This is a genomic window from Streptomyces sp. NPDC088350 (genome assembly GCF_044753545.1).
Lineage (GTDB): Bacteria > Actinomycetota > Actinomycetes > Streptomycetales > Streptomycetaceae > Streptomyces.
Genome location: NZ_JBIVNL010000002.1, coordinates 436,534 through 459,059 on the forward strand (window position 1 = coordinate 436,534; position 22,526 = coordinate 459,059).

At 72.4% G+C, this 22,526-nt stretch carries 18 protein-coding genes; 3 read left to right on the forward strand and 15 right to left on the reverse strand.

The window, feature by feature from the left end:
• Positions 1 to 54: 54 nt before the first annotated feature.
• From fxsT (ACIQBL_RS07160) to ACIQBL_RS07210, 11 genes are all read right to left on the reverse strand, one after another.
• Positions 55 to 3,387: an FxSxx-COOH system tetratricopeptide repeat protein gene (gene fxsT / locus ACIQBL_RS07160; protein ID WP_401937792.1), complete on the reverse strand. Its 3,333-nt coding sequence runs from the start codon at positions 3,385 to 3,387 to the stop codon at positions 55 to 57.
• Entirely contained in the window at positions 3,384 to 4,682 is a 1,299-nt protein-coding gene (locus ACIQBL_RS07165; RefSeq protein WP_401937795.1) for a CHAT domain-containing protein, read from the reverse strand. The genes fxsT (ACIQBL_RS07160) and ACIQBL_RS07165 overlap by 4 nt, the downstream gene beginning before the upstream one ends.
• Before the next feature lie 137 nt (positions 4,683 to 4,819).
• Positions 4,820 to 6,730 (reverse strand): magnesium chelatase, encoded by a 1,911-nt coding sequence (locus ACIQBL_RS07170; protein ID WP_401937797.1) that lies wholly within the window; start codon positions 6,728 to 6,730, stop codon positions 4,820 to 4,822.
• Positions 6,727 to 7,668 carry an AAA family ATPase gene (locus ACIQBL_RS07175; protein WP_401937798.1) on the reverse strand — a complete coding sequence of 314 codons (942 nt, stop codon included), beginning with the start codon at positions 7,666 to 7,668 and terminating at the stop codon, positions 6,727 to 6,729. The genes ACIQBL_RS07170 and ACIQBL_RS07175 overlap by 4 nt, the downstream gene beginning before the upstream one ends.
• Entirely contained in the window at positions 7,665 to 8,036 is a 372-nt protein-coding gene (locus ACIQBL_RS07180) for a CU044_2847 family protein (protein ID WP_401937799.1), read from the reverse strand. The genes ACIQBL_RS07175 and ACIQBL_RS07180 overlap by 4 nt, the downstream gene beginning before the upstream one ends.
• 78 nt (positions 8,037 to 8,114) lie before the next feature.
• The gene (locus ACIQBL_RS07185) at positions 8,115 to 9,320 is read right to left on the reverse strand and encodes an FxsB family cyclophane-forming radical SAM/SPASM peptide maturase (RefSeq protein WP_401938915.1); all 1,206 of its coding nucleotides are present in this window, start codon (positions 9,318 to 9,320) and stop codon (positions 8,115 to 8,117) included.
• A gap of 5 nt (positions 9,321 to 9,325) precedes the next feature.
• Positions 9,326 to 9,535 (reverse strand): YxD-tail cyclophane-containing RiPP peptide, encoded by a 210-nt coding sequence (locus tag ACIQBL_RS07190; RefSeq protein ID WP_401937801.1) that lies wholly within the window; start codon positions 9,533 to 9,535, stop codon positions 9,326 to 9,328.
• 73 nt (positions 9,536 to 9,608) lie between these two features.
• Positions 9,609 to 12,593, reverse strand: a complete 2,985-nt coding sequence (gene fxsT / locus ACIQBL_RS07195) for an FxSxx-COOH system tetratricopeptide repeat protein (protein ID WP_401937803.1) — start codon at positions 12,591 to 12,593, stop codon at positions 9,609 to 9,611.
• Between the two features lie 79 nt (positions 12,594 to 12,672).
• Complete coding sequence (locus ACIQBL_RS07200) at positions 12,673 to 13,932, reverse strand: FxsB family cyclophane-forming radical SAM/SPASM peptide maturase (RefSeq protein ID WP_401938918.1); 1,260 nt, start codon at positions 13,930 to 13,932, stop codon at positions 12,673 to 12,675.
• Positions 13,933 to 13,973: 41 nt separating this feature from the next.
• Positions 13,974 to 14,207 carry a YxD-tail cyclophane-containing RiPP peptide gene (locus ACIQBL_RS07205; RefSeq protein WP_401937805.1) on the reverse strand — a complete coding sequence of 78 codons (234 nt, stop codon included), beginning with the start codon at positions 14,205 to 14,207 and terminating at the stop codon, positions 13,974 to 13,976.
• An 11-nt stretch (positions 14,208 to 14,218) separates the two neighbouring features.
• Positions 14,219 to 15,250 (reverse strand): hypothetical protein, encoded by a 1,032-nt coding sequence (locus tag ACIQBL_RS07210; protein WP_401937807.1) that lies wholly within the window; start codon positions 15,248 to 15,250, stop codon positions 14,219 to 14,221.
• A gap of 256 nt (positions 15,251 to 15,506) precedes the next feature.
• On the opposite strand from ACIQBL_RS07210, the gene ACIQBL_RS07215 reads away from it, so the two are divergent.
• Genes ACIQBL_RS07215 through ACIQBL_RS07225 form a run of 3 tightly spaced genes read left to right on the forward strand, consistent with a single transcriptional unit; the run spans position 15,507 to position 18,009 of the window.
• Positions 15,507 to 16,637 (forward strand): ABC transporter ATP-binding protein, encoded by a 1,131-nt coding sequence (locus tag ACIQBL_RS07215; RefSeq protein ID WP_401937809.1) that lies wholly within the window; start codon positions 15,507 to 15,509, stop codon positions 16,635 to 16,637.
• Positions 16,634 to 17,344 (forward strand): ABC transporter permease, encoded by a 711-nt coding sequence (locus tag ACIQBL_RS07220; protein WP_033281458.1) that lies wholly within the window; start codon positions 16,634 to 16,636, stop codon positions 17,342 to 17,344. The genes ACIQBL_RS07215 and ACIQBL_RS07220 overlap by 4 nt, the downstream gene beginning before the upstream one ends.
• Entirely contained in the window at positions 17,341 to 18,009 is a 669-nt protein-coding gene (locus tag ACIQBL_RS07225) for an ABC transporter permease (RefSeq protein WP_401937812.1), read from the forward strand. The genes ACIQBL_RS07220 and ACIQBL_RS07225 overlap by 4 nt, the downstream gene beginning before the upstream one ends.
• Before the next feature lie 60 nt (positions 18,010 to 18,069).
• Here the strand turns inward: ACIQBL_RS07225 and ACIQBL_RS07230 are convergent, their stop codons facing one another.
• From ACIQBL_RS07230 to ACIQBL_RS07245, 4 genes are read right to left on the reverse strand one after another with little or no spacing between them, the layout of a single operon-like run.
• Complete coding sequence (locus tag ACIQBL_RS07230) at positions 18,070 to 18,669, reverse strand: GTP-binding protein (RefSeq protein ID WP_401937813.1); 600 nt, start codon at positions 18,667 to 18,669, stop codon at positions 18,070 to 18,072.
• The gene (locus ACIQBL_RS07235; RefSeq protein WP_401937815.1) at positions 18,656 to 19,111 is read right to left on the reverse strand and encodes a DUF742 domain-containing protein; all 456 of its coding nucleotides are present in this window, start codon (positions 19,109 to 19,111) and stop codon (positions 18,656 to 18,658) included. Before ACIQBL_RS07235 ends, ACIQBL_RS07230 begins: the two co-directional genes overlap by 14 nt.
• A 36-nt stretch (positions 19,112 to 19,147) precedes the next feature.
• Complete coding sequence (locus ACIQBL_RS07240; protein ID WP_043687703.1) at positions 19,148 to 19,624, reverse strand: roadblock/LC7 domain-containing protein; 477 nt, start codon at positions 19,622 to 19,624, stop codon at positions 19,148 to 19,150.
• Positions 19,621 to 22,221 carry a sensor histidine kinase gene (locus ACIQBL_RS07245; RefSeq protein ID WP_401937817.1) on the reverse strand — a complete coding sequence of 867 codons (2,601 nt, stop codon included), beginning with the start codon at positions 22,219 to 22,221 and terminating at the stop codon, positions 19,621 to 19,623. Before ACIQBL_RS07245 ends, ACIQBL_RS07240 begins: the two co-directional genes overlap by 4 nt.
• Positions 22,222 to 22,526 lie beyond the last annotated feature (305 nt).

Below are 22,526 nucleotides of genomic sequence, written 5' to 3' on the forward strand. Positions count from 1 at the left end.
TCTCAGGCCGCACCCCAATGCTCCGCCCCGGAAAGGCGGTTCAGGCACGCCGCTTCAGATGGGCTGCGGCTCGAAGTCCCAACCGGGTGGCTCCTCCGCTCCCGTCGACAGCGCGTCCTCACAGGCCCGTACGAGCGGATGGCCGTCGCCCACGGCCCGGCGGGCCCGCGACAGGGTGTCCCGGCGCAGTGCGGCCGCCTCGTCCGGCCGCCCCGACAGCCGGCGGACCGCCGCCGCGTTCAGGGCGCAGCCCAGGGTCCACGGGTGGTCGTCGCCCACGGCGTTCGTCATGCCCCGCAGCGCCTGCTCGATCAGCCGCGCACCGGCGGCCCGGTCGCCGCCGAGCCACAGCAGCAGGCCCCGGTTGCCCAGGACACCCACCGTGTACGGGTGGTCGTCGCCGAGCAGATGCCGGTAGCCGTCGGCCACCGTGTCCGTCAGCTCGGCGGACTCGGTGAGATCGCCGTGCGCGCGCAGGAAGGAGGCGTGGTCGGCCTGGACCATCAGGGTCATCGGATGCCGGACGCCCTGGAGGTTCCGGCACCGCTCGACCAGGCCGCGCAGTAGGTCGGCGGCGGCCGGGACGTCGCCCGAACGACGCAGGCACAGGGCCTGGTTGTGCAGGGCGGCCAGGGTCTGCGGATGGTGGTCGCCCATGGTCTGCCGGTGCAGCCCGGAGTTGGTCTCCTGGAGCGCGGCGGCGTCCCGGTGGCGGCCCAGGAGGCGCAGCGAGCGGGCGTAGGTGAGGCCGCTGAGGAGGGTGGCCTGGTGGTGCGGTCCGAGTGACTGCTGGCGCAGGCCCAGGAGTTGGGCGTGCACGTCGGCCGCCTCCTGGTAGCGGCCCAGGAGGCCGAGGGCGACACCGAGGTTGTTGAGGCAGGCCTGGGTGCGGTGGGCCTCCGGTCCGTCGAGGACGTCGTAGGCCCGCCAGACCTCCTCGAAGAGCTGGTGCGCCTCCCTGAAGAGGCCGAGCGCCATCAGGGAGCCGCCCAGGCCCGCCTCGGCCCGCAGCAGGTCGAGGTCGTCGGAGGGCCGCTCCTCGGCGAGTTGCTCGACGACGGACCGGCCGACGGCCTCGGCCTCGCGGTAACGGCCGCAGCGGCGCAGCATGTTGGCGTGCTGGTGCACCAGCACGAGCATGGACGGATGGGTGGGGGCGAGCCTGATCCGCCAGCGGGCCAGGACCTGTTCGCACAGGGTGAGGCCGGTGCTCTCCTCGTCGCGCAGCCGCAGATACTCGATGCAGTTGAGCACGAGGTCGCGGACCGCGTCCTCGGGGCTCTCCAGGGCGCCCGACGGATGCAGATGCGGCAACAGCTCCGCGTACACGGGCCAGTTGTCGACCTCGGACGGCGACCGGGGGTCGGCCGAGACCAGGACCCGGCAGGCGACCGCCGAGAGTTCGTCCCGCTCGCCGGGGGTGAGCGTGCGGCGCAGGAAGCGGTGGTAGAGGCGGTGCATCTCCACGCTGTCCACATAGCCGACGCTGTCCGAGGGCTGAACATAGTCCATCCGTACGGCGGTCGACTCCGACAGCCGGCGCAGCGCGGCCAGCCAGCGGGCCGGATCGGCGGCAAGGTTCGCCAACAGGGTCGGCAGGTCGCCGGGGCGGGCCCGCTGGAGCTGGCGTACGGGGATCGAGCCGGGCGAGAACATGGCGAACAGGCGCAGCAGTTCGGTGGCCTCGGGGCTGTCCTGCTGGAGGGAGTCGAGGGTGAGGGCCCAGCTGGTCTGGAAGCCGATCGGGTAGTCCGGCAGGGTCTGGATGCCGATCTCGTCGGCGTCGGCCCGGCGCAGCAGCCCGATGTACTCGGCCGCCGGCATCCGGTTGGCGTCCAGCCAGGCCGCGGTCTGGGCCAGCAGCAGCGGGAAGTCCTCGACGGCGTCGGCGAGTTGGTCGGCCTCCTGCTCGGTGAGGCGCTCCACGTGCCGGCGGGCGTAACTGATGCTCTCCGCCCGGGTGAAGCGTTCCACCTGGACCTCGGCGACCCCGCCGGACGCGGCCCAGCCCTGCGTGAGGGTCGTCACCGCGACATGGCCGCCGGCCTCGGGCAGCAGGTCGTAGACCTGTTCCAGGTCGTCGGCGCTGTCGAGGACGAGCAGCCAGCGGCGGTGCGGGCGGCCGGTGCGCAGGGCCTCGCGGACCGCGCGGACCCGCTCGGGCAGCGCGCTGCTGGCTGTGAGCCCCAGGGGTTCGGCGAGGTCGGCGAACTGCTGGCGGGCGGTGGCCCGGAAGCTCGCGCTGATCCACCAGACGACGTCGTACTCGTTGGCGAACCGGTGGGCGTACTCGATGGCGATCTGGCTCTTGCCGACGCCCGAGATGCCGCGCAGGGCGACCCGGGCGCCCGAGGGCGGGCCGTTCTCGAAGAGGGCGCGCAGCTCTTCCAGGACCGTGTCGCGGCCGGTGAAGCGGAAGTTGCGGCGCGGGACGTTCCACACCGCGGGCGGCGCGTCCGGGAAACGCGGGGCGACGGCGTCGTCCTCGGGCCGCGGCCGGGCGTGCTCCAGATCGAGGGTGGCCAGCAGCCGGCGCAGCGCCTCGGCCGGTTCCAGTTCGCGCAGACCGACCGGGCCCAGTACGGCGGTCGAGGCCGGCAGGGTGCGTGCGGAGAGGTCCACGGCGGCGAACCGGTCGGGGTCCGCGGCGACCACCGTGCCCAGCGCCTCGCCCCATTCCAGTTCGGTGCGGTGGCCGAGCCGCAGGTACTCCTCGTCGAGCAGCAGCAGTACCCGGCCGGGCGCGGTGAGCAGATCGGCCAGCAGCCGGGCCAGCGGCACCCCGGGCGGCGGGTCCCAGCGCATCAGGAGCGTCTGGCAGCCGTGGCGCTCCAACTGGCGTGCCGTCCACACGGCCCAGGCCCGGTCGGTGCCCGCGTAGCTGATCGTGATGTGGTGGGGCGACCAGACGCCGGACGCGGGACGCCGTCCGACGCGGTGCCCGGGGGCGGTGTCCTCGCCCGGCAGGGTGGCGGTCCTGCCGTTCAGCGCGGGCACCACGACGTGCCCCTGTCCTACGACGGCGTCCGCGACGATCTCGCTGGGCAGCTCGACGGTACGGACCGGTACGCCCCAGCGGTTGCTGATGGTCAGCCAGATCGTGCCCGGGCCGGGAGCGCGGCTCGCGGTGACCACGAAGCGGGCCGGGCCGTAGGTGCCGCCGAAGCGGTGCAGGACGACACTGGGTTCGTTCAGGGCCTCGCACACGAAGCGGCGGGAGCCGTCCAGGGCCACGCCGAAGTCGAACTCCTCCTCGTCGTAGGGCCACTCCTCGGGCGTCGCCGGGCCGTTGAGGTCGACGGTGACGAGATAGCTCTGTCCTGCCTGGGCCTTGCGGGGCCAGCCCACGAGGGGCTCGATCATCAACGCAGCGGGATCGCCGCTCATGTCCTCGCCTCCTGCGCACGGACGCTGAGCCGGAGCGTGGTCAAGGGGTGTCCGAAGTAGAGGAACATGAAGCTGTAGAGGATCGGCAGAATCTGCCTCTGGCCCTCGGCGTCGAAGTGGTCGTCGTCGCCGTAGACGAACGGCAGCGGATCGGGCAGCCGGGCCACGGCGGCGGCCCGGAAGTCGCGCAGGGCGCGCGCCACCGGCAGTTCGGGGTCGGCGCACAGCCGTCCGACGAGATCGCGGATCAGTACGTGTGCCACGTCGTCGCCGACCTTGCCGGAGGTGGCGATGCAGCCGCCGGCTCCCTTGCGGAGGAAGAGTTCGGCGAAGCCGCGCAGAGCGTTCTCGCCGAGCGGGCGGTTGTTCACGAACCGCGCGGAGTGGCAGGCGTTGAGGCACACCAGGGTGCGGCGGCCGTCCAGCGCGGACATGTCGAGGCCGTTGAGTTCGTTCCAGGTGACCGTGCCCAGCTTGAGTTTGTAGAGGTTCGGGCCGTGGGTGGCGTGGCAGCCCATGTAGACGAGGCCGGCGCCGAGGCCCGGGCGGGCGAGTTCGGTGAGGAAGGTGCGGGTGGTGCCGAAGTGGCCCCGGTGCTCGAACTTCTCGAACACGGTGGCGTCGCGGCGCATCTCCTCGGCGTAGTAGCCCAGCACATGGCCCGAGCAGACCGCCGGTTCGTCGAACGGGGTGCGGCCGGCCTCGCGGATGGTGGTCCAGCGCACCACGGTCACCAGCGCGCCGAGGATGCCGTCGTCGACGCCGAGATCCCGGCCGCCGGTGAGCCGCAGCATCTCCCACGGGATGTCGTAGTCGGTGTCGTCCCAGATCACCAGATGCAGATCGCCGCCGAACCGGGACCGCAGCTCGTTGATCCAGCGCACGACGTCCTCCTGGTGGCCCGACCATTCGGCTACGGCCCGGAAGATCTCGGTGGGCGGGAAGCCGTCGGGGCGCAGGTTGCTGAGCGCGAGTCCGCTGGGGCGCAGCCGGGTGTCCTCCGAGTCGAGCGACAGCTCCAGATCACCGCTGTGCCCGGTCAGCCAGAACACCTCCTGGCCGCGGTCGTCGTAGGCTCGGTTGACTGCCAACTTCGCGAATCCGACGGGGAGTTGGGCATTCGGGTCTACGGCCGTCGCCGCGAGGGGTACGGGTTCGTACGGCTCTACGACGTGCTCGGGTATGCCTGCGGTGCGCGGTGCGGCCAGCGCCTCGGGTTCCGGCCTGCGGGCGGGCGCACCGGGGCCGAGCGGGACGGCTCCGCCGAGGGCGCGGGGGCCTTCAGCGGGCGGCATGGGTCACTCCCGGGGTTTCGTGGGGGCTTGTGGGGTCGTTGTTCGGCTGCGGATTCGCTGTGGCTGGTCGCGCCCCGCGGCGGAGCCGCATATCGATACAGCCTCGCGCCCCTTTGGGGCGCTGATGGGGCGCGCGTTCAGTGGGCATGCGGTACCCCCCGCGTCGTCCTCCCCGCCACCGTCACTCCGCCCAGCGCGTCCGCCAGGAGGAACGGGAGGTCGGGGTGGGGCTGGCGGGCCGCGTCCACGACGACCGAGTGCAGGCGCATGCGGCCCATCGCGCCGATGCGGGCGGCGGCCGAGATCGCGTCGTCGATGCCGGTGCGGCGGACCGGGCCGAGCAGTCGGCCGCCCGCGCTGGCGTCCAGGGGGACGTTCCCGCGGCCGTCGGACACGACCACGAGCCATGCCTCGACCAGGTTGGACCGCTGCTGGAAGGCGCGGCGCAGCAACTGGTCGGTCACCGTCAGGCCGTGGGCCAGGGGGCTGCTGCGTCCGGGGCGGCGGTGCAGGGCGCCGCCGACGCGCGGGTCGAGGACACTGCGGGCGATGAAGTGGTCGGCGCGCAGCTCGGTTGCCGCGTCCCGGCTGCCGACCTCCACCAGGCAGACCGAGGCGCGTCCGGTGTAGGCCCACTGCAGATAGGGGGCGAGGGCCGGCTGCCAGTCCCAGCCGCGCCGGCAGGTGTGGTCTAGCAGCAGCACCAGCATGCGCTCGGCGACCGGGAGGCGCGCGTAGCTGCGGATGTCGCCGGGCAGCACCACCAGCCGGCCGTCCCCGCCCGTGCGCAGCGCACGCCTCCCGGGCAGGTTCTGGTGCTTGGCGGCCTCCACGACGGTGGCTACGACGGCCAGGTCCCGGAGGGTCGTGGCGGACCGCACCCCTATCACCGGACCGCGCGCGGAACTCGGCTCCGGACGCCGCTGCCAGGGGATCCGCAACGGCGCGAACTCCCGCAGGAACTGCGCGCCGTCCTCCGGGAACGGCGAGCCCTGCCCCTCTCCCGTCTCGGCCGTGAAGGTGTCCAGGGCCTCGGCGGGCCCGGCCGGGAGCGCCATGGCACCGCCCGCCTGACCCGTCGGCGCGTTGTCCTCGGGCACCGGGTCCGTCCTCGGCTGCTCGGGCGGTGACGGCCGGCCGTCGGTGTCGCCGCCGGTGGCGAGGGAAGTGCCGTTGGTGGAGCGGCCGTTGCCCGTCGGGGACGGCTGGGGTGCGGCCACGCCCAGCAGCCGGGCGGCCTCGTCGACCCGGTCGGGGCCGCAGGTCTCGGCGCCGTTCACCACGGCCAGTACGCGGGCGAGACGCGCCAGGCCGATCGCCCGGCGCCCGCTGGTGTCCCCGCGGAACAGGCCCACGGCGTGCGCCGCCGCCTCCTCGGTCAGCGTGCACGCCGGACGCGTCCGGGCCGCGAGCGCGCCGCGCCAGGACGGCGGCAACTCGCCGAGGCCCGGCTCGGGTTCACGTCCGTCGAGCGCGTCGAGCACCCGGTCGGGACCGCTGCTGAAGCGCCGTAGACCCGCGGCGTTGAGCCGGATCGGGAAGCGGTCCAGGAGGTGCGGCGACAGCCGGCCGATCTCCGCCTCCTGGCAGGCCGCCAGCCAGCGGGCCCGGGGCCGCCAGCGGGCCCGGAAACCGGACCGCTCCACCGCCGCGACGTCCGCGCCCAGCAGCTGTACGGCGGCCCGCATGCCCGGCAGGCTGAGCCGGACCAGGTCGGGCACCACGACGACCATCGAGGAGTCGGGCGCGTTGTCCACCAACGGGCCCGGCGCCAAAGAGAAGTTGACGCCGTTCCCGTCGTGGCGCAGCGTCGGCCGCAGCCACAGTTCGTCGTCACCGGTGACCGAGCCGAGCGTCGTCCGCCGTACGGGGCGCCGCTCGCGGAGCTGGAGGATGGCGGCGAACGCGTCCGTCACCGGGGCCACCATCTCCGGCTCCAGGTCGAACAGCAGCACCCCGTCGAGGCCGGGCCCCAGCGCGGAGCAGGCCAGGACCTGTAACAGGCGCTGCCGGGGTCCGGCCGGGCGGCCTTCGGCGGGCGCGCTCATCCCAGCAGCCCGTCGAGCAGCTCCGACTCCTCCGCCGTCCACTCGACCGGACCGCCGTGCGCCGCCTCCGGCCGACGGTGCCGCAGGGACAGCGGGACCACCCGGCGCACATGGCCGGCCGTCACGGCGTCCGCCTCCTCGAACGCGGCCAGCGCGCGGGCGGCCCAGGCGGTGACCACCTCGCCGCGATGGCCCACGGCCCGCAGCCGGGTGGCGACATCGGCGCACAGCTTCGCGATGTCCTCGCTCAGCCGCACGTCCTGGACACCGTCCCGGGCCCGGTCCAGCCGCTCGCGCAGCTCCCGGTCCCGGTCGAGGCCCTCGGCCAGCCAGGGGGAGGCCGTACCGGCCGCGTCGTCGAAGCGCAGCACGGCCAGGACCATGGCCCGGCGCTGCTCCTGGTCCAGTTCGGACACGGCGACCATGAGACCGAACCGGTCGAGCAACTGGGGCCGCAGACCGCCCTCTTCGGGGTTCATCGTGCCGACCAGGCCGAAGCCGATGTTCCGTACGGTGTCGATGGCCTCGCGCTGCACGGACAGCACGCCGGTGGAGACGACGTCCAGGATGATGTTGACGATGTGGTCGTCCAGCAGGTTGACCTCGTCGATGTACAGCATCCCCTTGTCGCCGGCCTCCTCCAGCAGCCCCGGCTGCGTGCGGGCCTCGCCCCGCATGAGGGCGTCCAGCTCCCAGCCGCCCAGTACCCGGTCGTCGGTCGCGTTGATCGGCAGGGTCACCGGCAGCTCGCCCCGCGTCAGCAGCGAGAAGGCCCGCACCACCGTGGACTTGGCGGTGCCCCGCTGACCGCTGATGAGGACACCGCCGATCCGCGGCGCGATGTAGTTGAGTTCGAGGGCGAGCTTCAGCTCGTGCTGCCCCACCACATGGCTGTACGGCAGGATGTGCACGTCCGAGCCGTCGAGCGCACCGCTCACGACGTGCTGCCCGGTGTCCAGCGGAACGTCACCTGGAGTTGCGCCTCGGCCCCCGACTTCACGAGGAACGCGCCGAGTTCGGCGTCGAGCTTGATGGACAACTGGAGTTCCACCTCGTCGGGGGTCAGCCCCTCGCCGAGGTCGTGCAGCCGGCCCGCCGCCTGCCGGGCGCAGCGCCGGGCCAGTTCCAGGCCGTCGCTGTAGACGTCCCGGGCCACCGCCAGCACACGGTCCGCGGCGCCCTCCCGGGTGTCGATGCCGTCGTACATGTCGGCGAGACCGCCGGGCATCGGCGCGGTGTCGACCTCCACATAGATCGGCCGTTCCTGGTCCGGGCCGTCCGCGGCCACCCTCGTCACGATCGCCATGCAGCACTTCCCCCGTTGGAGAGCCGGAATCCTTTCCTTACCCTCCCCAATTCTGGCGCCCCCTCAACAGCTGTGTGGTCAACGGGCGTTGATCGGTTCGTCCGGAACACCGGCGTCGGCGGCGCCGCGCACCCGGTGCGCGATGTGCCGGATGAGGAGGTCCAGGTCGGCGCAGTACACCGACGGATTGCGGAACCCCTCGACCGGGCGGTAGCGGTGCGCGTAGTTGCCGCCCCCGCACACCTCGGCGAGCGGACAGCTGCGGCAGGTGGGGGCGAGCGCGTCGGTGCCCAACTGCCGTGCCACCACGCCCGGATGGTCCAGGACGTCGTCGAAGGTGTGGTCGAAGACGTTGCAGCCCGTCGCGGGAGCGCCCGCGTAGGCGGTCTTGAGCGAGTCGACCTGCTCGATGGTGCCGTCGGTGTCGACGACGACGGCGACCACGGGCGAGTTGCCCACCGCCTCGGCGCGGCCGGGCACGCCGAGCAGCAGGGCGATGATCTCGTGGAACAGCCGGACCGGCACGGCCCGTTCACCCGCGTCGAACCACAGGTCGAACACCCGGACGAGCCAGTCGCCGTAGGGATGCGGGCCCTTGGCGGTGGGCGGGAACGCCCAGTTGGCGTGCGGCAGCAGCAGATCCATGGAGGGCGGCTCGAACGCCGTCAACGACGTGTAGGCCTCGACGGGATCGGAGTCCGGGTCGATCACGCTGAGGATCCCGGCGTACGCCTCCGGCCGGCTCCGCAGCACCGTCAGACCGGCCACGGTCGCCGCCCACGAGGAGCGGCCCGCGTGGTCGCGCCGGTGCCGGTTCAGCCAGGGGGTGCCGCCGTCCAGGCTCACCCCGATCCGTACGCCGGCGTCGGCGAGTCGGTCCACCGCGCGCTCGGTGAGCAGGGTGCCGTTGGTCTGAACGGAGGCGTCAACAGCGCAACTTCGGCCACAGCGGGCGCGGACCGCCTCGCGCACCGCGTCGACCTGCGCGACCAGGTTCGGCACCCCGGCCAGGAGCGGTTCGCCGCCGTGCAGATTGAGCTGAAGGGAGGTGAGGCCGTGGGTGGCGGCGTGCTCGGCGATCCGGGCCGCGGTGCGCTCCACGACGGCGGGGGAGACCCGGTTGGGCCGCTCCCGCCAGCTGCTGTCGGCGCCCTCGTAGACGTAGCAGTACGAACAGGCGAGGTTGCAGCGGCCGTTCACCTTCAGCACGAACTGGTGGAAGGGCACGGCCCGTACCCCGGACCGCCGTAACGCCGCGACGTCGAGTTTCTCAAGGGGCCACAGGGCGGTCACAGTTGGTACGGGCCGTCCTCGTAGAACGCCATCGCGGGCTCACCGCGCAGCATCCGGGGCAGCAGACCGCCGGCCACGGCGGCGAGCACCGGATGCGATGACTGACGGGACAGGGCCTTCAGATCCAGATCCGCGAAGTCGGGCAGCGCGCCACCCGGCCCCCGCTCTCCCGGCCAGGGGGGACCGTCCCCATCTCTTCGCCGCACGATCTACCTCTCCAGGAAGGCCGAAGTCCCCCTTGGGATAACGAATTCGGCCATGCTACTGGTCCCCTGGGGCTCATGTTGTCAGCGGCTCGAAGTCCCAGTACGGCCGCTCCCGGCGGCGGACGGACAGGGTGTGCGGATGCTGGGGCCCGAGGGTGTCGGAGAGTTGCTGGAGCGCCTCGTTCTCCAGCTTGGTGGCCTCCTGGCCGCGCCGCAGCGCGCGCTGGTCACCGGCCAGCGCCGCCTTGCAGGACAGGGTCAGCGGATGGGTCTCGCCGAGGGCGGCGCGCGCCGACTCCAGGACGACGCGGCTGAGTTCGGCCGCGCCCTCCTCGTCGCCGGCCAGACTCCGCGCACCGCTCGCGTTGAGTCCCGCGCCGAGCGCCCACGGGTGGGCGGGACCGACCGCGGCCCGCATCCTGGTCAGGGCCTGCTCGGCGATCCGCAGCGCCTCGTCGCGCTCCCCGTACTCCCACAGGGCGAGCCCGACATTGCCCATCGTGCCCACCGCGTACGGGTGTTCGGGGCCCACCAGCCTGGCGTAGTCCTCGGCGACGGTGGCCGCCATCTCGCGGGCCTGCTCCAGATTGCCGTGCTCGCGGTTGAAGGTCGCGAAGTCGGCCTGCACCAGGAGCGCGTCGGGATGGCGCGGCCCCTGCCGCTGCACGAACCGCTCGACCACGCTGCGCATCAGCGACTCGGCGCCCAGCAGATCACCGGTGCGCCGCATGCACAGCGCCAGATTGTGCTCGGCGAACAGGGTCTGCGGGGTGAACCGGTCCATCGCCTGCCGGTGCGCGCGGACGTTGAGCTCCTGCCGTGAGGTGGCCTCGGCGTACCGGCCCAGCAGCCTGAGCATCCAGGCGTAGAACATGCCGGAGCGCAGGGTGAGATGGTGGCGCGGGTTCAGCAGCCGCTCGCGGATCAGCAGGATGTCGCGGTGCAGCAGCAGCGACTCCTCGTAGCGGCCCAGCAGGCTGGTGACGACGGCGAGGTTGCCGCGGTCCTGGAGGGTGCGCGGGGCCTCGGGGCCCAGGGTGTCGGAGTACGCGTGGACGCACTCCTCGAACATCTGGTGGGCCTCGTCGTAGCGGCCCAGCGACACCAGCGTGCCGGCGAGGCCGTTCTTGGCGCGCAGCAGATCGGGGTCGTCGGCGGCGCGGGTCTCCGTGAGCTGGTCCAGGACGGCCCGGCCGACGGCCTCCGCCTCCCGGTAACGACCGCTGCGCCGCAGCATGTTGGCGTGGTCGTGGGTCAGCACCAGCATGTCCCGCTCGTCGGGCTCCAGCCGGGTGCGCCAGCGGGCGACGGTCTGTTCGCACAGGCGCAGCGCGGCCCGGTTCTCGCCCCGGACCCGCATGTAGTCGATGCAGTTCAGGACGAGCTGGCGGACCACGGGCTCCCGGCTGTCCAGCGCCCCCGCGGTCTCCAGGTGCGGGATCAGCTCCGCGTAACGGGTCCACTCCCGCGTGTCGTTGGGCCGGCGCGGGTCGGCGCCCGCGAGCAGGGTGCAGGCGGTCGTGGACAGCGTCTCGCGGCGGTCCTCGGTGAGGGTGCTGAGCAGGAAGCTGTGGTAGAGGCGGTGCATGGACACGCGGTCCACGGCCGGCTCGGCCTCCGAGGACTCGACGTAGTCCAGCCGGACCGCGGTGGACTCCGAGAGCCTGCGCAGCGCCGTGTGCCAGCGGATCGGGTCGGCGGCGAGCGCGGCCAGATGCGCGGGCAGATCGGACGGGTGGGCGGCCTGCATCAGCCGGACCGGGATGGTGTCCGGCGAGAACAGCGCGAACAGGTGCAGGAGTTCGACCGCTTCGGGGTTGTTCTCCTGCAGCGTGTTGAGAGTTATCGACCAGCTGGTCTGGAACCCCATCGGGTAGTCGGAGGAGATCCGGATGCCGATCTGGCTGGCCTCGCCGCGCCGGATCATCGCCACGTAGTCCTTGGCCGGCATCACGTTGGCGTCCAGCCAGGCCGCCGTCTGCGCCAGCAGCAGCGGCAGGTCCTGCACGGCGTCGGCGAGGTCGTCGGCCTCGCCCTCGGTGAGCCGCTGGGCCCGGCGGCGGGCGTAGGCCACGCTCTCGGGACGGCGGAAGGGCTCCACCTCGATCTCGGTGACACTCCCCGAGGCGGCCCAGTCCTGGGTGAGGGTGGTGATCAGGACATGGCCGTTGCCCTCCGGCAGCAGGTCCTCGATCTGCTCCATGTCGTCGGCGCTGTCCAGCACGAGCAGCCAGCGACGGTACGGCTGCCCGGTGCGCAGCGCCTCGTGGACCGCGCGGATCCGCTCGCCCAGCTCCTGCCCGACCGGCAGCTCCAGCCGTGGCGCCAGCTGCGCGAACTGCTCACGGGCCGGGGCCCGGAACCGCGCCCCCACCCACCACACGATGTCGTAGTCGTTGCCGAACCGGTGCGCGTACTCGATGGCGATCTGGCTCTTGCCGACCCCCGAGATACCGCGCAGCGCGACCCGGGCGCCGCCGCGTCCGCCCTCCTCGAAGCGGGCGTGCAGCTTCTCCAGGATGGCGTCGCGGCCGGTGAAGCGGACATTGCGGCGCGGCACGTTCCACACGGCCGGCGGGTCGTTCGGGAAGCGCGGCGCGCTGCCGGTCACCGGCCCGGGGACGGCGGCCGGGTCCAGGTCCAGGCGGCGCAGGATACGGCGGCGGGCCTCGCGCGAGTCCAGGTCGCGCAGATCCACCGGGCGCAGCGGGGCGGCGGTGGCGGGCAGCGCCCGGGTGGCCACGCTGACGGCGGAGAACCGGTCGACGTGCGCCGGCACCACCTCGTGCAGCGCCTGTGTCCACTCGGCGTCGGTGCGCGGGCCCAGCGAGAAGTACCAGTCGTCGAGGACCAGCAGCACCCGGCCCGGCGCCTCCAGCAGAGTGCGCAGCGCCTCGGCGAGCGACATCCGCCTCGGCGGGTCCCAGCGCAGCAGGGTCGTCGCGTGCCCCAACTGCTCCAGCTGGTGGGCGATCCAGGTAGCCCACGGCCGGTTGAATCCCGCGTAGCTGATGGTGAAGTGCTCGTGGGACTCGGCGCCCTTGGACTTGTCGGTCATCCGACCGTCTCCCCCTACACCGAAATAGGCGAATTGGCAATGTCTGGCATGTTTCGCGTGCACGATAGTCGATGCGGAGTCAGTCCTCGGGCATTACGGCACTCAACCGCCGGGCCGCGTGCCGCACCAGTTGTTCCAGATCCGCGCAGTACACGGAAGGGTGCAGGAAGCCCGTCCCGGCGGAGTAGCGGTGCCCGTAGTTGCCGCCGCCGCACACCCGCCCGACCGGACACGCCCGGCACTCGTCCGCGAGCCCCTCGACGCCGAGTTGACGGGCGACGATCCCGGGATGGTCGAGCGCCTCGTCGAAGCTGTCGCCGAACACGTCGAGCCCGGTGGCGGTGGCCCGGTCGTAGGCGAGGTTGAGGGAGTCGATCTGTTCGACGGCGCCGTCGGTGTGCACCACCACCGCACAGGTCGGCGACAGTCCGACGGACTCGGTGGCGCTGGGGACGCCGAGCAGCAGCGCGACGATCTCGGTGAACAGCCTTACCCGCGGCCGCGTTCCGTCCGGCGGGCCGTCCCACCACAGGTCGAAGGCGGTGGCCAGCCAGTCGCCGTAGGGCGTGGGGACGGCCCGCTGGGCGCGCGCGTGGTGCGGCGGGCGGGCGGCCAGACCCGGGGGCGGGCTGGACCAGTTGGCGTGCGGCAGGAGCAGGTCGAGCCGGGGCGGGCGCAGTTCGGCGAGCGAGGAGTACACGTCCTCGGGATCGCCGGTGAGGTCGATGGCGCACAGGATCCCGGCGTACAGCTCGGGGCGGTCCGCGAGCAGACGCGCGGCCCGTGCGGCGGCCGGCCAGGAGGGCCGCCCCGCGTGGTCCACCCGGCGCCGGTTCAGTACCGCGGTGCCGCCGTCCAGGCTCAGCCCGACCCGGATGTTCGCGTCGGCGAGCCGGTCCAGGGTCCGCTCGGTGACCAGGGTGCCGTTGGTCTGCACGGTGGTCCGCAGCGCGGTGCGGGACGGCAGCGCCGCGCGCACGGCGGCCGTGTAGGCGAGCGCGGTGTCGGCCCCGGACAGCAGCGGCTCGCCGCCGTGCAGATCGATCCGCACCTCGGACAGCCGGTGCGCGACGGCGTGTTCGGCGATCCGGCGCGCCGTCCGCCGCATCACCAGCGGGCTCACCCGGGCCGGACGGTCGCGCCAACCGGCGTCCTTGCCCTGGTAGATGACGCAGTAGGTGCAGTCCAGATTGCAGCGGCCGTGCACTTTGAGGACGAACTGCCGGAAGGGGAAGGGCCGGTGGCCCGCGCGCCGCAGGGCCGGCACGTCGAGCACGGCGTGCGGCCACGGCGCGAGTTCCCGGTCCCTGGCCGTCCGTAAGCTGTGGTCCGGCGCCATGTGCACGGCATCGCCTCCCGGTGGCCGGCGCTCTGCCGCCCCTATCGTTCTGCCCCGGGGGAGTCCTCGTGATACGCGACGAGGCCCCCGTCGGGATGGCAGGACCGGGCCAGCAGGGTGGCCAGCACCGCGCCCAGCACGGGATGGTCCACCCGGGCCCGCAGCGCGGTCAGATCGACCCCGGTCCAGTCGGGCAGCGGCGCGTCCGCCGGACGCGCGTCCGGCTCGCCCGGTGCGTGTCCCACGCCCCGCCGGTCCTCGGCCAAGTCCGCCACCCTGCACTCCTCTACGACGTAGCGCCGAGCGCGGTCATGCGCTCGAACGTGGACTGTGCCTGCGGTCCGTGCGCCGCCCCGGCACGCTGCCACTGCTCCCAGGCCGCCTGGTACGACCGCAGCGCCCGCGCGGGACCGGCCGTCCGCTCCAGGACCCCGCCGCGCTGGTGGTGCGCCTGCGCGGCGAGCAGCGGCTCACCGGCCCGGACCGCGCTGCGCACACCGTGGTGGTACGACTCGGCCGCCAGGTCCAGCCACTCCGGCGCCCCGGTCGCCCCGGCCAGCGTCAGCAGCACCTCACCGCGCTCCAGCCAGGCCAGCGCGGCGGCACGGTCCGCCCGCGCGCCACGTGCCGCGCGGGCCAGGATCCACTCGGCCTCGTGCAGATCGGTCGCCGCCCCGCCCGCCGTGTGATGCTGGCGCAGCGCCCGCCCGAACAGCAACTGCCGGTCGGTCAGGCGCGGATCACCGCTCGCGGTCAGGGCCAGCGCCGCGCGCAGCTCCCGCACCGCCGCGGCGGCCACCGGCAGTTGGCCGCCGCTCTCGGCCCGGGCCAGCAGCACCTCGCCCCGGCCCGCCAGCAGCTCCGCCCGGACCGGGTCGTCGCGCTGCACCAGGGCCTGCGCCTGGGCGAACACCCGGTCGGCGGCGTCGAGTTGGGCGGGGTCGGCCGTGTAGCGGTAGCGGGCGCTGTGCGCCTCGGCGAGCCGGCGCAGGGCCAGGACCCGTAAGTCGGGGCCCACGTCCCGGACGGCCTCCACCGCCTCGTGCAGCGCTTCCAGCACTCCGGTCGCCCCCTTGTCGGCGGCGGCGACCGCCCGCGCCTCGGCCAGGTCGAGCAGGGCCCGGCAGCGCACGGCGGAGGGTGCCCCCGTCCCGCCGGTGAGCCGTACGCCCCGCTCCAGGTCGGCGGCGGCCCGCAGGGCCAGGGTCCGGGCCTCCTCGGCCGAGTCGCGGCCCCGCGCGTCCCCGGCGAGGGCCAGGAGCTTCCGTCCCCGGGCGAGCACGGCGGCGTCGGAGGGGGACGTACCGCCGTTCGTCACGTCGCGCTCCTCGTCATCGGACGGTCGGATGCGTGCGTATGCAGTCACGGATGGTCGGGAGCGGACAGGCCACTGTCCATGACAGTACTCGGGTACCGACCGGTCAACAGCGCTTTCCGGCCGCCGGTGACCGGTCCCGTTCCGGTGGATCCCGCCAAGTTCCCGCAACACAATCGGTCTAGACTCACCCCTCAATGGCCTGCGACCGTGGCCTGGAACGGGCAGTTTCTGCCAAACCCGAAGGGTATTCGGCGTTTTGATACGGATAGATTCAGTCACCAAGCGGTACCCGGACGGCACGGTGGCGGTCGACCAACTGTCCTTGGACATACCGGACCGCTCGATCACCGTCCTCGTCGGCCCCTCGGGCTGCGGCAAGACGACCACCCTGCGCATGATCAACCGGATGATCGACCCCAGCGAGGGCACGATCTCCCTGGACGGCGCGGACATCACCAAGCAGCCGGTCAACACGCTGCGCCGGTCGATGGGTTACGTCATCCAGAACGCCGGACTCTTCCAGCACCGCACGATCGTCGACAACATCGCGACCGTGCCCCGCATGCTCGGCTGGGGCAAGGAGAAGGCCAGGGCGCGGGCCACCGAACTCATGGAGCGGGTGGGCCTCGACTCCGCCCTCGCCAAGCGGTACCCCTACCAGCTCTCCGGCGGCCAGCAGCAGCGCGTCGGCGTCGCCCGCGCCCTCGCCGCCGACCCGCCCGTCCTCCTCATGGACGAGCCGTTCTCCGCCGTGGACCCCGTCGTCCGCAAGGGCCTCCAGGACGAACTCCTGCGCCTCCAGGAAGAGTTGGGCAAGACCATCGTCTTCGTCACCCACGACATCGACGAGGCCATCAAGCTCGGCACGATGGTCGCGGTGCTGCGCACCGGCGGCAAGCTCGCCCAGTTCGCCCCGCCCGCCGAGCTGTTGTCCGACCCGGCGGACGCCTTCGTCGAGGACTTCCTCGGTACCGACCGCGGCATCCGCCGGCTGTCCTTCTTCTCCTCGGCCGGCCTCGACCTCCAGACGTCCCCCATCGTCGCCGTCGACTCCACCGCCGAGCAGATCGCCGAACGCACCACCCCCGACGTGCCCTACCTCCTCGTCACCGACCTGGACGGCAGGCCGCTGGGCTGGAGCGAACCCGGCGCCCTCACCGTCGGCGCCGTCGACCGCACCCGACTCCTCGCGTACGGCCGCCCGTTCGAGGCCGGCAAGGACTCGCTGCGGGCCGCGCTCGACGGCGCGGTGCTCTCGCCCACCGGGTGGGCGGTCGGCGTGGACGGCACCGGCCGCGTGGTCGGCGTCGTCTCGCAGGGTGCTGTGGGCGAGGCGATCCGCAGGGCGCACGCGGCGGGTCGCGGCGGCACGAAGGTCCTCGGATGAACGACTGGTTCCGCATCCCCAGCGACCTCCAGAACAGCTACCTCGGTCTGATCGGCCTGCATCTGCGCGAGGCCGTGATCCCGGTCCTCGTCGGGCTGGTGGTCGCGCTGCCCATCGCCCAACTCTGCGTGCGGCTGCGCTGGTTGTACCCGCCGGTGCTGTGGGTGACGACCGTGCTCTACGCGATTCCCTCGCTGGCCTTCTTCGTCGTCCTCATCGACTACACCGGCCAGACCGAGACCACCGTGATGATCCCGCTCGGCGTCTACAGCCTCGTGGTGTTCGTCCCGGCGATCGTGGACGGCGTCCGCTCGGTCCCCCAGGAGACCCTGGACGCGGCCACCGCGATGGGCCTCGGGCCCGTCCGCCGGTATCTCCAGGTGCAGTTGCCGATCGCCGTGCCCGCGATCATCGCGGGCCTGCGGGTGGCGACCGTCTCCAGCATCTCCCTCGTCAGCGTCGGCATGCTGATCGGCAACCAGGGCGCGCTCGGCAACCTGCTCAACGACGGCCAGATCTACCACCAACCCCGCCTGATCTGGCTGTCGGTGATCACCACGGCCGTCCTCGCCATCGTCGTGGACGCCGTCCTGGTCGGCGTACGCCTGCTCCTCACGCCCTGGATGCCGCGCGGCACCCGCAAGGCCCGCCCCGCCGAGGACCGGCCGGAACCGGCCGAACCCGTACTGGAGGACGCAGCCCGGTGAACGTACTCCACTACATCAACTCCTTCTTCAGCGACAGCACCCACTGGCACGGCTACGACGGCATCCCCACCCGTCTCGTCGAGCACATCCGGTACTCACTGATCGCGCTCGCCATCGCCACCGCCATCGGCCTCCCCGTCGGCCTGCTGACGGGCCACACCGGACGCGGCGGCAACACCCTCTCGCTCATCGCCACCGCCGCCCGCGCCCTGCCCAGCTTCGGTCTGCTGGTGCTGATGTTCGTGCTGATCGGCTTCGGCCTGGTCCCGGTGATGATCCCGCTGGTCGTCCTCGCCGTACCGCCGATCCTGGTCACCACGTACGAGGCGATGCGCTCCGTCGACCCGTCCCCGGTCGACGCGGCCCGCGGCATGGGCATGAACGAGGCGAGCGTCCTCTTCCAGGTGGAACTCCCGGTCGCGCTCCCGCTGATCCTCAGCGGCCTGCGTTCGGCGGCCATCCAGATCGTCTCCACGGCCACCATCGCGGCCTACGTCAGCCTCGGCGGCCTCGGCCGGTACATCATCGACGGCCTCTACCAGAAGAACTACGAGAAGGTCGTCGGCGGCGCCACCCTGGTCGCCGGCATGGCCCTCGTGACGCTGGGCGTCTTCTGGGGCGTCGCGCGGCTGGCGGTGTCGCCGGGGGTCCGCAGGAGCAACTGAGCCCCGGTGAACGAGAAAAGAGGGGGGAGGGCCCGAGCCCTCCCCCCTCTTTTCTCGTTCTCAGTTCTCCGTGCGCGCCAGCGCCAACTCCAGTACGACCAGCAGCGCGTCCCGCACCGAGCCGCGCTCCCGCGCGTCGAAGGCGATGACCGGGACCCGCTCGTTGACGTCGAGCGCCCAGCGGACCTCGTCGAGGGAGTGCTCGATCTTGCCGTCGAAGGCGTTCAGGGCGACCGCGAACGGGATCTGCTTGTGCTCGAAGTAGTCGACGGCCGCGTAGCAGTCGTCGAGCCGGCGGGTGTCGACGATGACGAGACCGCCGACCGCGCCCTCCACGATGTCGTCCCACATGAAGCCGAACCGGTCCTGTCCGGGCGTACCGAACAGATAGAGCTTCAGCGTGGGGTCGATGGTGATGCAGCCGAAGTCCATCGCGACCGTGGTCGTGGTCTTGCGCGGGGTGTGGGACAGGTCGTCCACGCCCGCCGCGACCTCGGTGATGGCGGCCTCGGTGGTGAGCGGCTCGATCTCGGAGATCGCGCCCACGGTGGTGGTCTTGCCCACGCCGAAGCCGCCCGCGACGACCATCTTCACCGGAAGCGGCGGTCGTACGGCGGTCTGCGCAGCCGCACCGCGGGCGACCGGTTCAGTCGGTGTCACGGAGTACTCCCCGGGAGTTGGGGATGGCGCGGAGGCCATCGATGACCCTTCGCAGGACGGTTGCGTCATGGGTGATGTCGGTGTTCGGCACGTGCACCGTCAACTGCCCGGCGGCGCGCAGATCCTCGGCGAGGACCCGCACCACGTTCAGGTGCAGCCGCAGCCGGGCCGCGATCTCCGCGAGGGACTGCGGCTGCCGGCAGGCGGCGACGATGTCGTGCTGCTCGAAGGAGAGCCGGTCGAGCACGCTGAGCCCGGCGGCGGTGGCCACCACCTGGGTCTCGACCGGGATCGGCCGTCCGGAGGCGGCCGCTCCGGCGCCCGCCACCCGGCCGGCGGTGACCAGGAACGGCCGTACGGCGGAAGGCGGGCGCACCGGATCGCGACCCGGGGGTGTGTCCCCGTCCGCGCCGGCACCGCTCGGAGTGCGGCCGTCGGGCATGAGTGGCTGTTCCTCTCTCGACCGGTCGGGGACCGGTCACCGAGCCGAAGCGGCGCCGACGCTGTTCTTCAGCTGGAGCACCAGCTGGGGGTTGAGCGCGGAACCGGCACGGTTGGCGAACAGCGTCATCTCGTAGGCGATGTTGCCGAGCTTGGCCTCCTTGTCGGTGACGACGCCGAGGACGGCACCGCTGCCGATCGCGGAGACGAGGACGTGGCCGCCCTCCAGATCGATGATGACCTTGTTCAGGCCGCCGAGACCGTAGTTGCCCGAGGCTCCGGCGGCCAGGCTGGTGATGCCGGAGACGATGGCCCCGAGGCGTTCGGAGTGGGCGTGCTCACGCAGTTCGGCCACGGCGATCAGCAGACCGTCGGAGGACACCGCGATGGCGTCGACGACACCTGCGGTCTCCGTCGCGAAACGGTTGAGCAGCCAGTTGAAATCGGCCGCGGCTGCCTGCAGTTCGGCCGGCGTGGTGCCTCCCCTGGGAGTGTCACCTGTCGACGTACTCACTGCTCCGCTCCTTTCGGGAGATGGTTCTGGTCGTGCGGGTGATCCGCGTCGGCGGCGCGCAGGCCGGCGAGAGTGTCGCTGTCCCGGTGCGCTTGCTCCACGGCGGCCTCGAACTCTTCGAGGGCCGAGCGGACGGCGTCCGCGTCGGCGGGCCGGGGGGCCTGCCTGGCGGCTTGCTGGGCGGCGACATCGGCGCCCGTACGTAGGGTGGCACCCTTGACCCGGCGGCGCAGGGGGCGGGAGCCTCCGGCGGCGTCGTCAGGGGCGGTGGCGGACTCGTCCGCCAAGGCGTGGTGGGTGACGGGCGGGGCCGCTACGGCGGCTGCCGGCGCCGTCTCGTACCGGGAGACCCGGCGGGGAAGCGGGGCGGGCTCGTCGGCCAGGGTGTGCTCCTGCACGGGTTCGACGGCGACGGAGGGCCGGGGGCCGGAGTCGGCGAAGCGGGAGTCGCGCACCGCGGCGGCCTCGACGGCGTGCGCCGGCCGCACGGGGTCGGCGTCGTGGCCCGCGGGTGCGGCCGACCCGCCGTAGTCGGTCGCGAAGTCCGCGGTGGCCCAGGAGGGAGCCGGACGGTGGTCGGGGGCGGAGCCCGCGGAACCCGGGCCCGCGGCGGCGGATGCCAGTGCCCTGCTCGACCCCGGGTCCGCGGATCCCCCGGCCGAACCGCCGGAGGCCAGCGCGCTCATGCGCAGCAGCAGCGACGCGGGGATCGTCACCTCCGCCGTCACACCGCCGCCCGGCGTACGGGCCAGCGTGACGTCGATGTCCCAGCGGCGGGCGAGCATACCGACCACGAACAGGCCCAGCACCTTCGTCGGCACCAGGTCGAGGCGCTCGCGGTGGACCAGCCGGGCGTTCTCCTCGGCGATGCGCTCGGCGCTCATCCCGAGTCCGTGGTCGGCGACCACGATCAGCGCGTCGTCGCCGTCGGTCCGTACGACCACCTCGACGGGGCTGCCCGCGGGCGAGAACGAGACCGCGTTCTCCAGGAGTTCGGCCACCATCAGCGTGAGGTCGCCGATGATGTCGGGCTCCACCATGACCTCGGTGTCGGCCCGCAGGCTCACCCGCTGGAAGCCCTCGATCTGGCCCAGCGCGGCCCGTACGACGTTGGTGAGTTCGGTGGGTCCGCCGTCCATCACCGTCTCGCGGATGCCGGCGAGCAGCATCAGACTGTCCGCGTTGCGGCGCAGGCGGACGGCGATGTGGTCGATGGAGTAGAGGCGTTCCAGGAGTGCCGGGTCCGTCTCGCCGCGCTCCACCGCGTCGATCAGGGCGAGTTGACGGGTCGTCAGGTTGCTGACGCGGCGGCCGACGTTGCCGAACATCTCGGCGACGTTGCGCCGGCTGACCACCTGGCGGGCCAGCAGTGCGGCGGCCGTGGTCTGCACATGGTTGAAGGCCTCGGCGAGGTCACCGATCTCGTCGTTCGCGGTGACGGGCATGTCCCGCAGCATCGGCGGCCCGTCGTCCTCGGCGTCGTCGTCGGCCACACGGGCGAGTTCACGGCCCGCGACCTCGGCGACCTGCTTCGCGGCACCGGTCAGGGCCTGCACCGGGCGGACCACCGAGCGGCGCACGATCACCACGAAGACGAGCCACAGCGCGAAGCCCAGCAGCGAGAGGCTCAGCAGCAGTCCGGCGCGCCAGGAGGCGGAGGAGGACGCGCTGTCGGCGCGGGCGGCGATCTGGTCGATGAGCGAGCCGGTGATCTTCAGTCGGCTCGCGGCCTGCTGCGGGTAGGAGGGGTAGTCGCTCATGGCGTCCGAGAAGGCCTTGCGGACGGCGCCGGGCGACTCGGCCTGGAGCCCGCTGGGGTCGATCTGCAGCTCCGCGTACGCCTCGGCGATCAGCCGCTGCGCCGGGGTGTGCTCGATCCCGGAGAGCTGGTCGGCCTGGATCTCGGTGGCGAACCGGGCGAACCGGGCGGCCTGGTAGGTGTAGAGGTCGTAGGAGCCGACCGCGTTGTTGAACTCGATGAGCGCGTTGCTGTCGCCGGTCGTCGCCGAGAACACGCTGGTCTCGAACGAGCTGTGGGCGGCGTCGGCCCGCAGCACGGAATCCAGCAGGTTACCGGTGAAGGTGGTGGCGAGGTTCGCGTTGTGCTCCAGGTCGAGCCCGTCGATCAGACCGTCGGAGGCGCTGGTGTACGCCGGGTCGATGTTGTCGGCGGGCAGATAGCTCTGCTCGACGGTGTCGCGCAGCGTCTCCAGGCCGTTGACCTCTTTCAACGCCTGGGCCTCGCTGGGCGGCAGCCGGTCGCCGAAGGTGTCGCGCACCTTCTCGACCTGCTTGTCGACGGCCGACTGGGCCTTGCGGTAGGCGCTCTGCGAGGGCGTGCCGCCGTCGCTGGTGGCCTCGAAGCGGACGGAGAGCAGGATGGCCTGCTGGTGCTCCGCCTCGACGAGGTTCACCAGCTCGGCGACCTGCCGGCTGTCACGCACCAGTTGAGCCGCGTCGCTCGCGTCCGTCGACTGCCCGACCTCATCGGAGATGAGATACGCCAGCAGCACCGCGACCACCGCGAGCGGCACGCCGACGAGCAGATTGAGCTTGCGCCTGAAGGGCCAACGGTCTGCGAAGCCCCGTATGGACACCAGGCCTCCTTCGTGGGGTGTTGTCACGGTACGCGCAGCGACACACGTGACTGCTTTTGATCGAAGCGGCCCCCGCACACCGCTGTGACCGACGCCAACTCCGGGGAGACTACCGCCTCTTCGATCGATCAAGTACGTCGCCCTACGTCAAGAATCAATTACAAAGCGCCCGCGTTCGTGACCGGTCTGTTTACGGTGCCTTCACAACTGGGCACTGATTGAGGCCAATCGGTGACCGGACTTCTCTTGACTGACCGAGAACCGGCTGGATTGGATCAGCGGAGTGCGGCGTTCACGCCCCACGC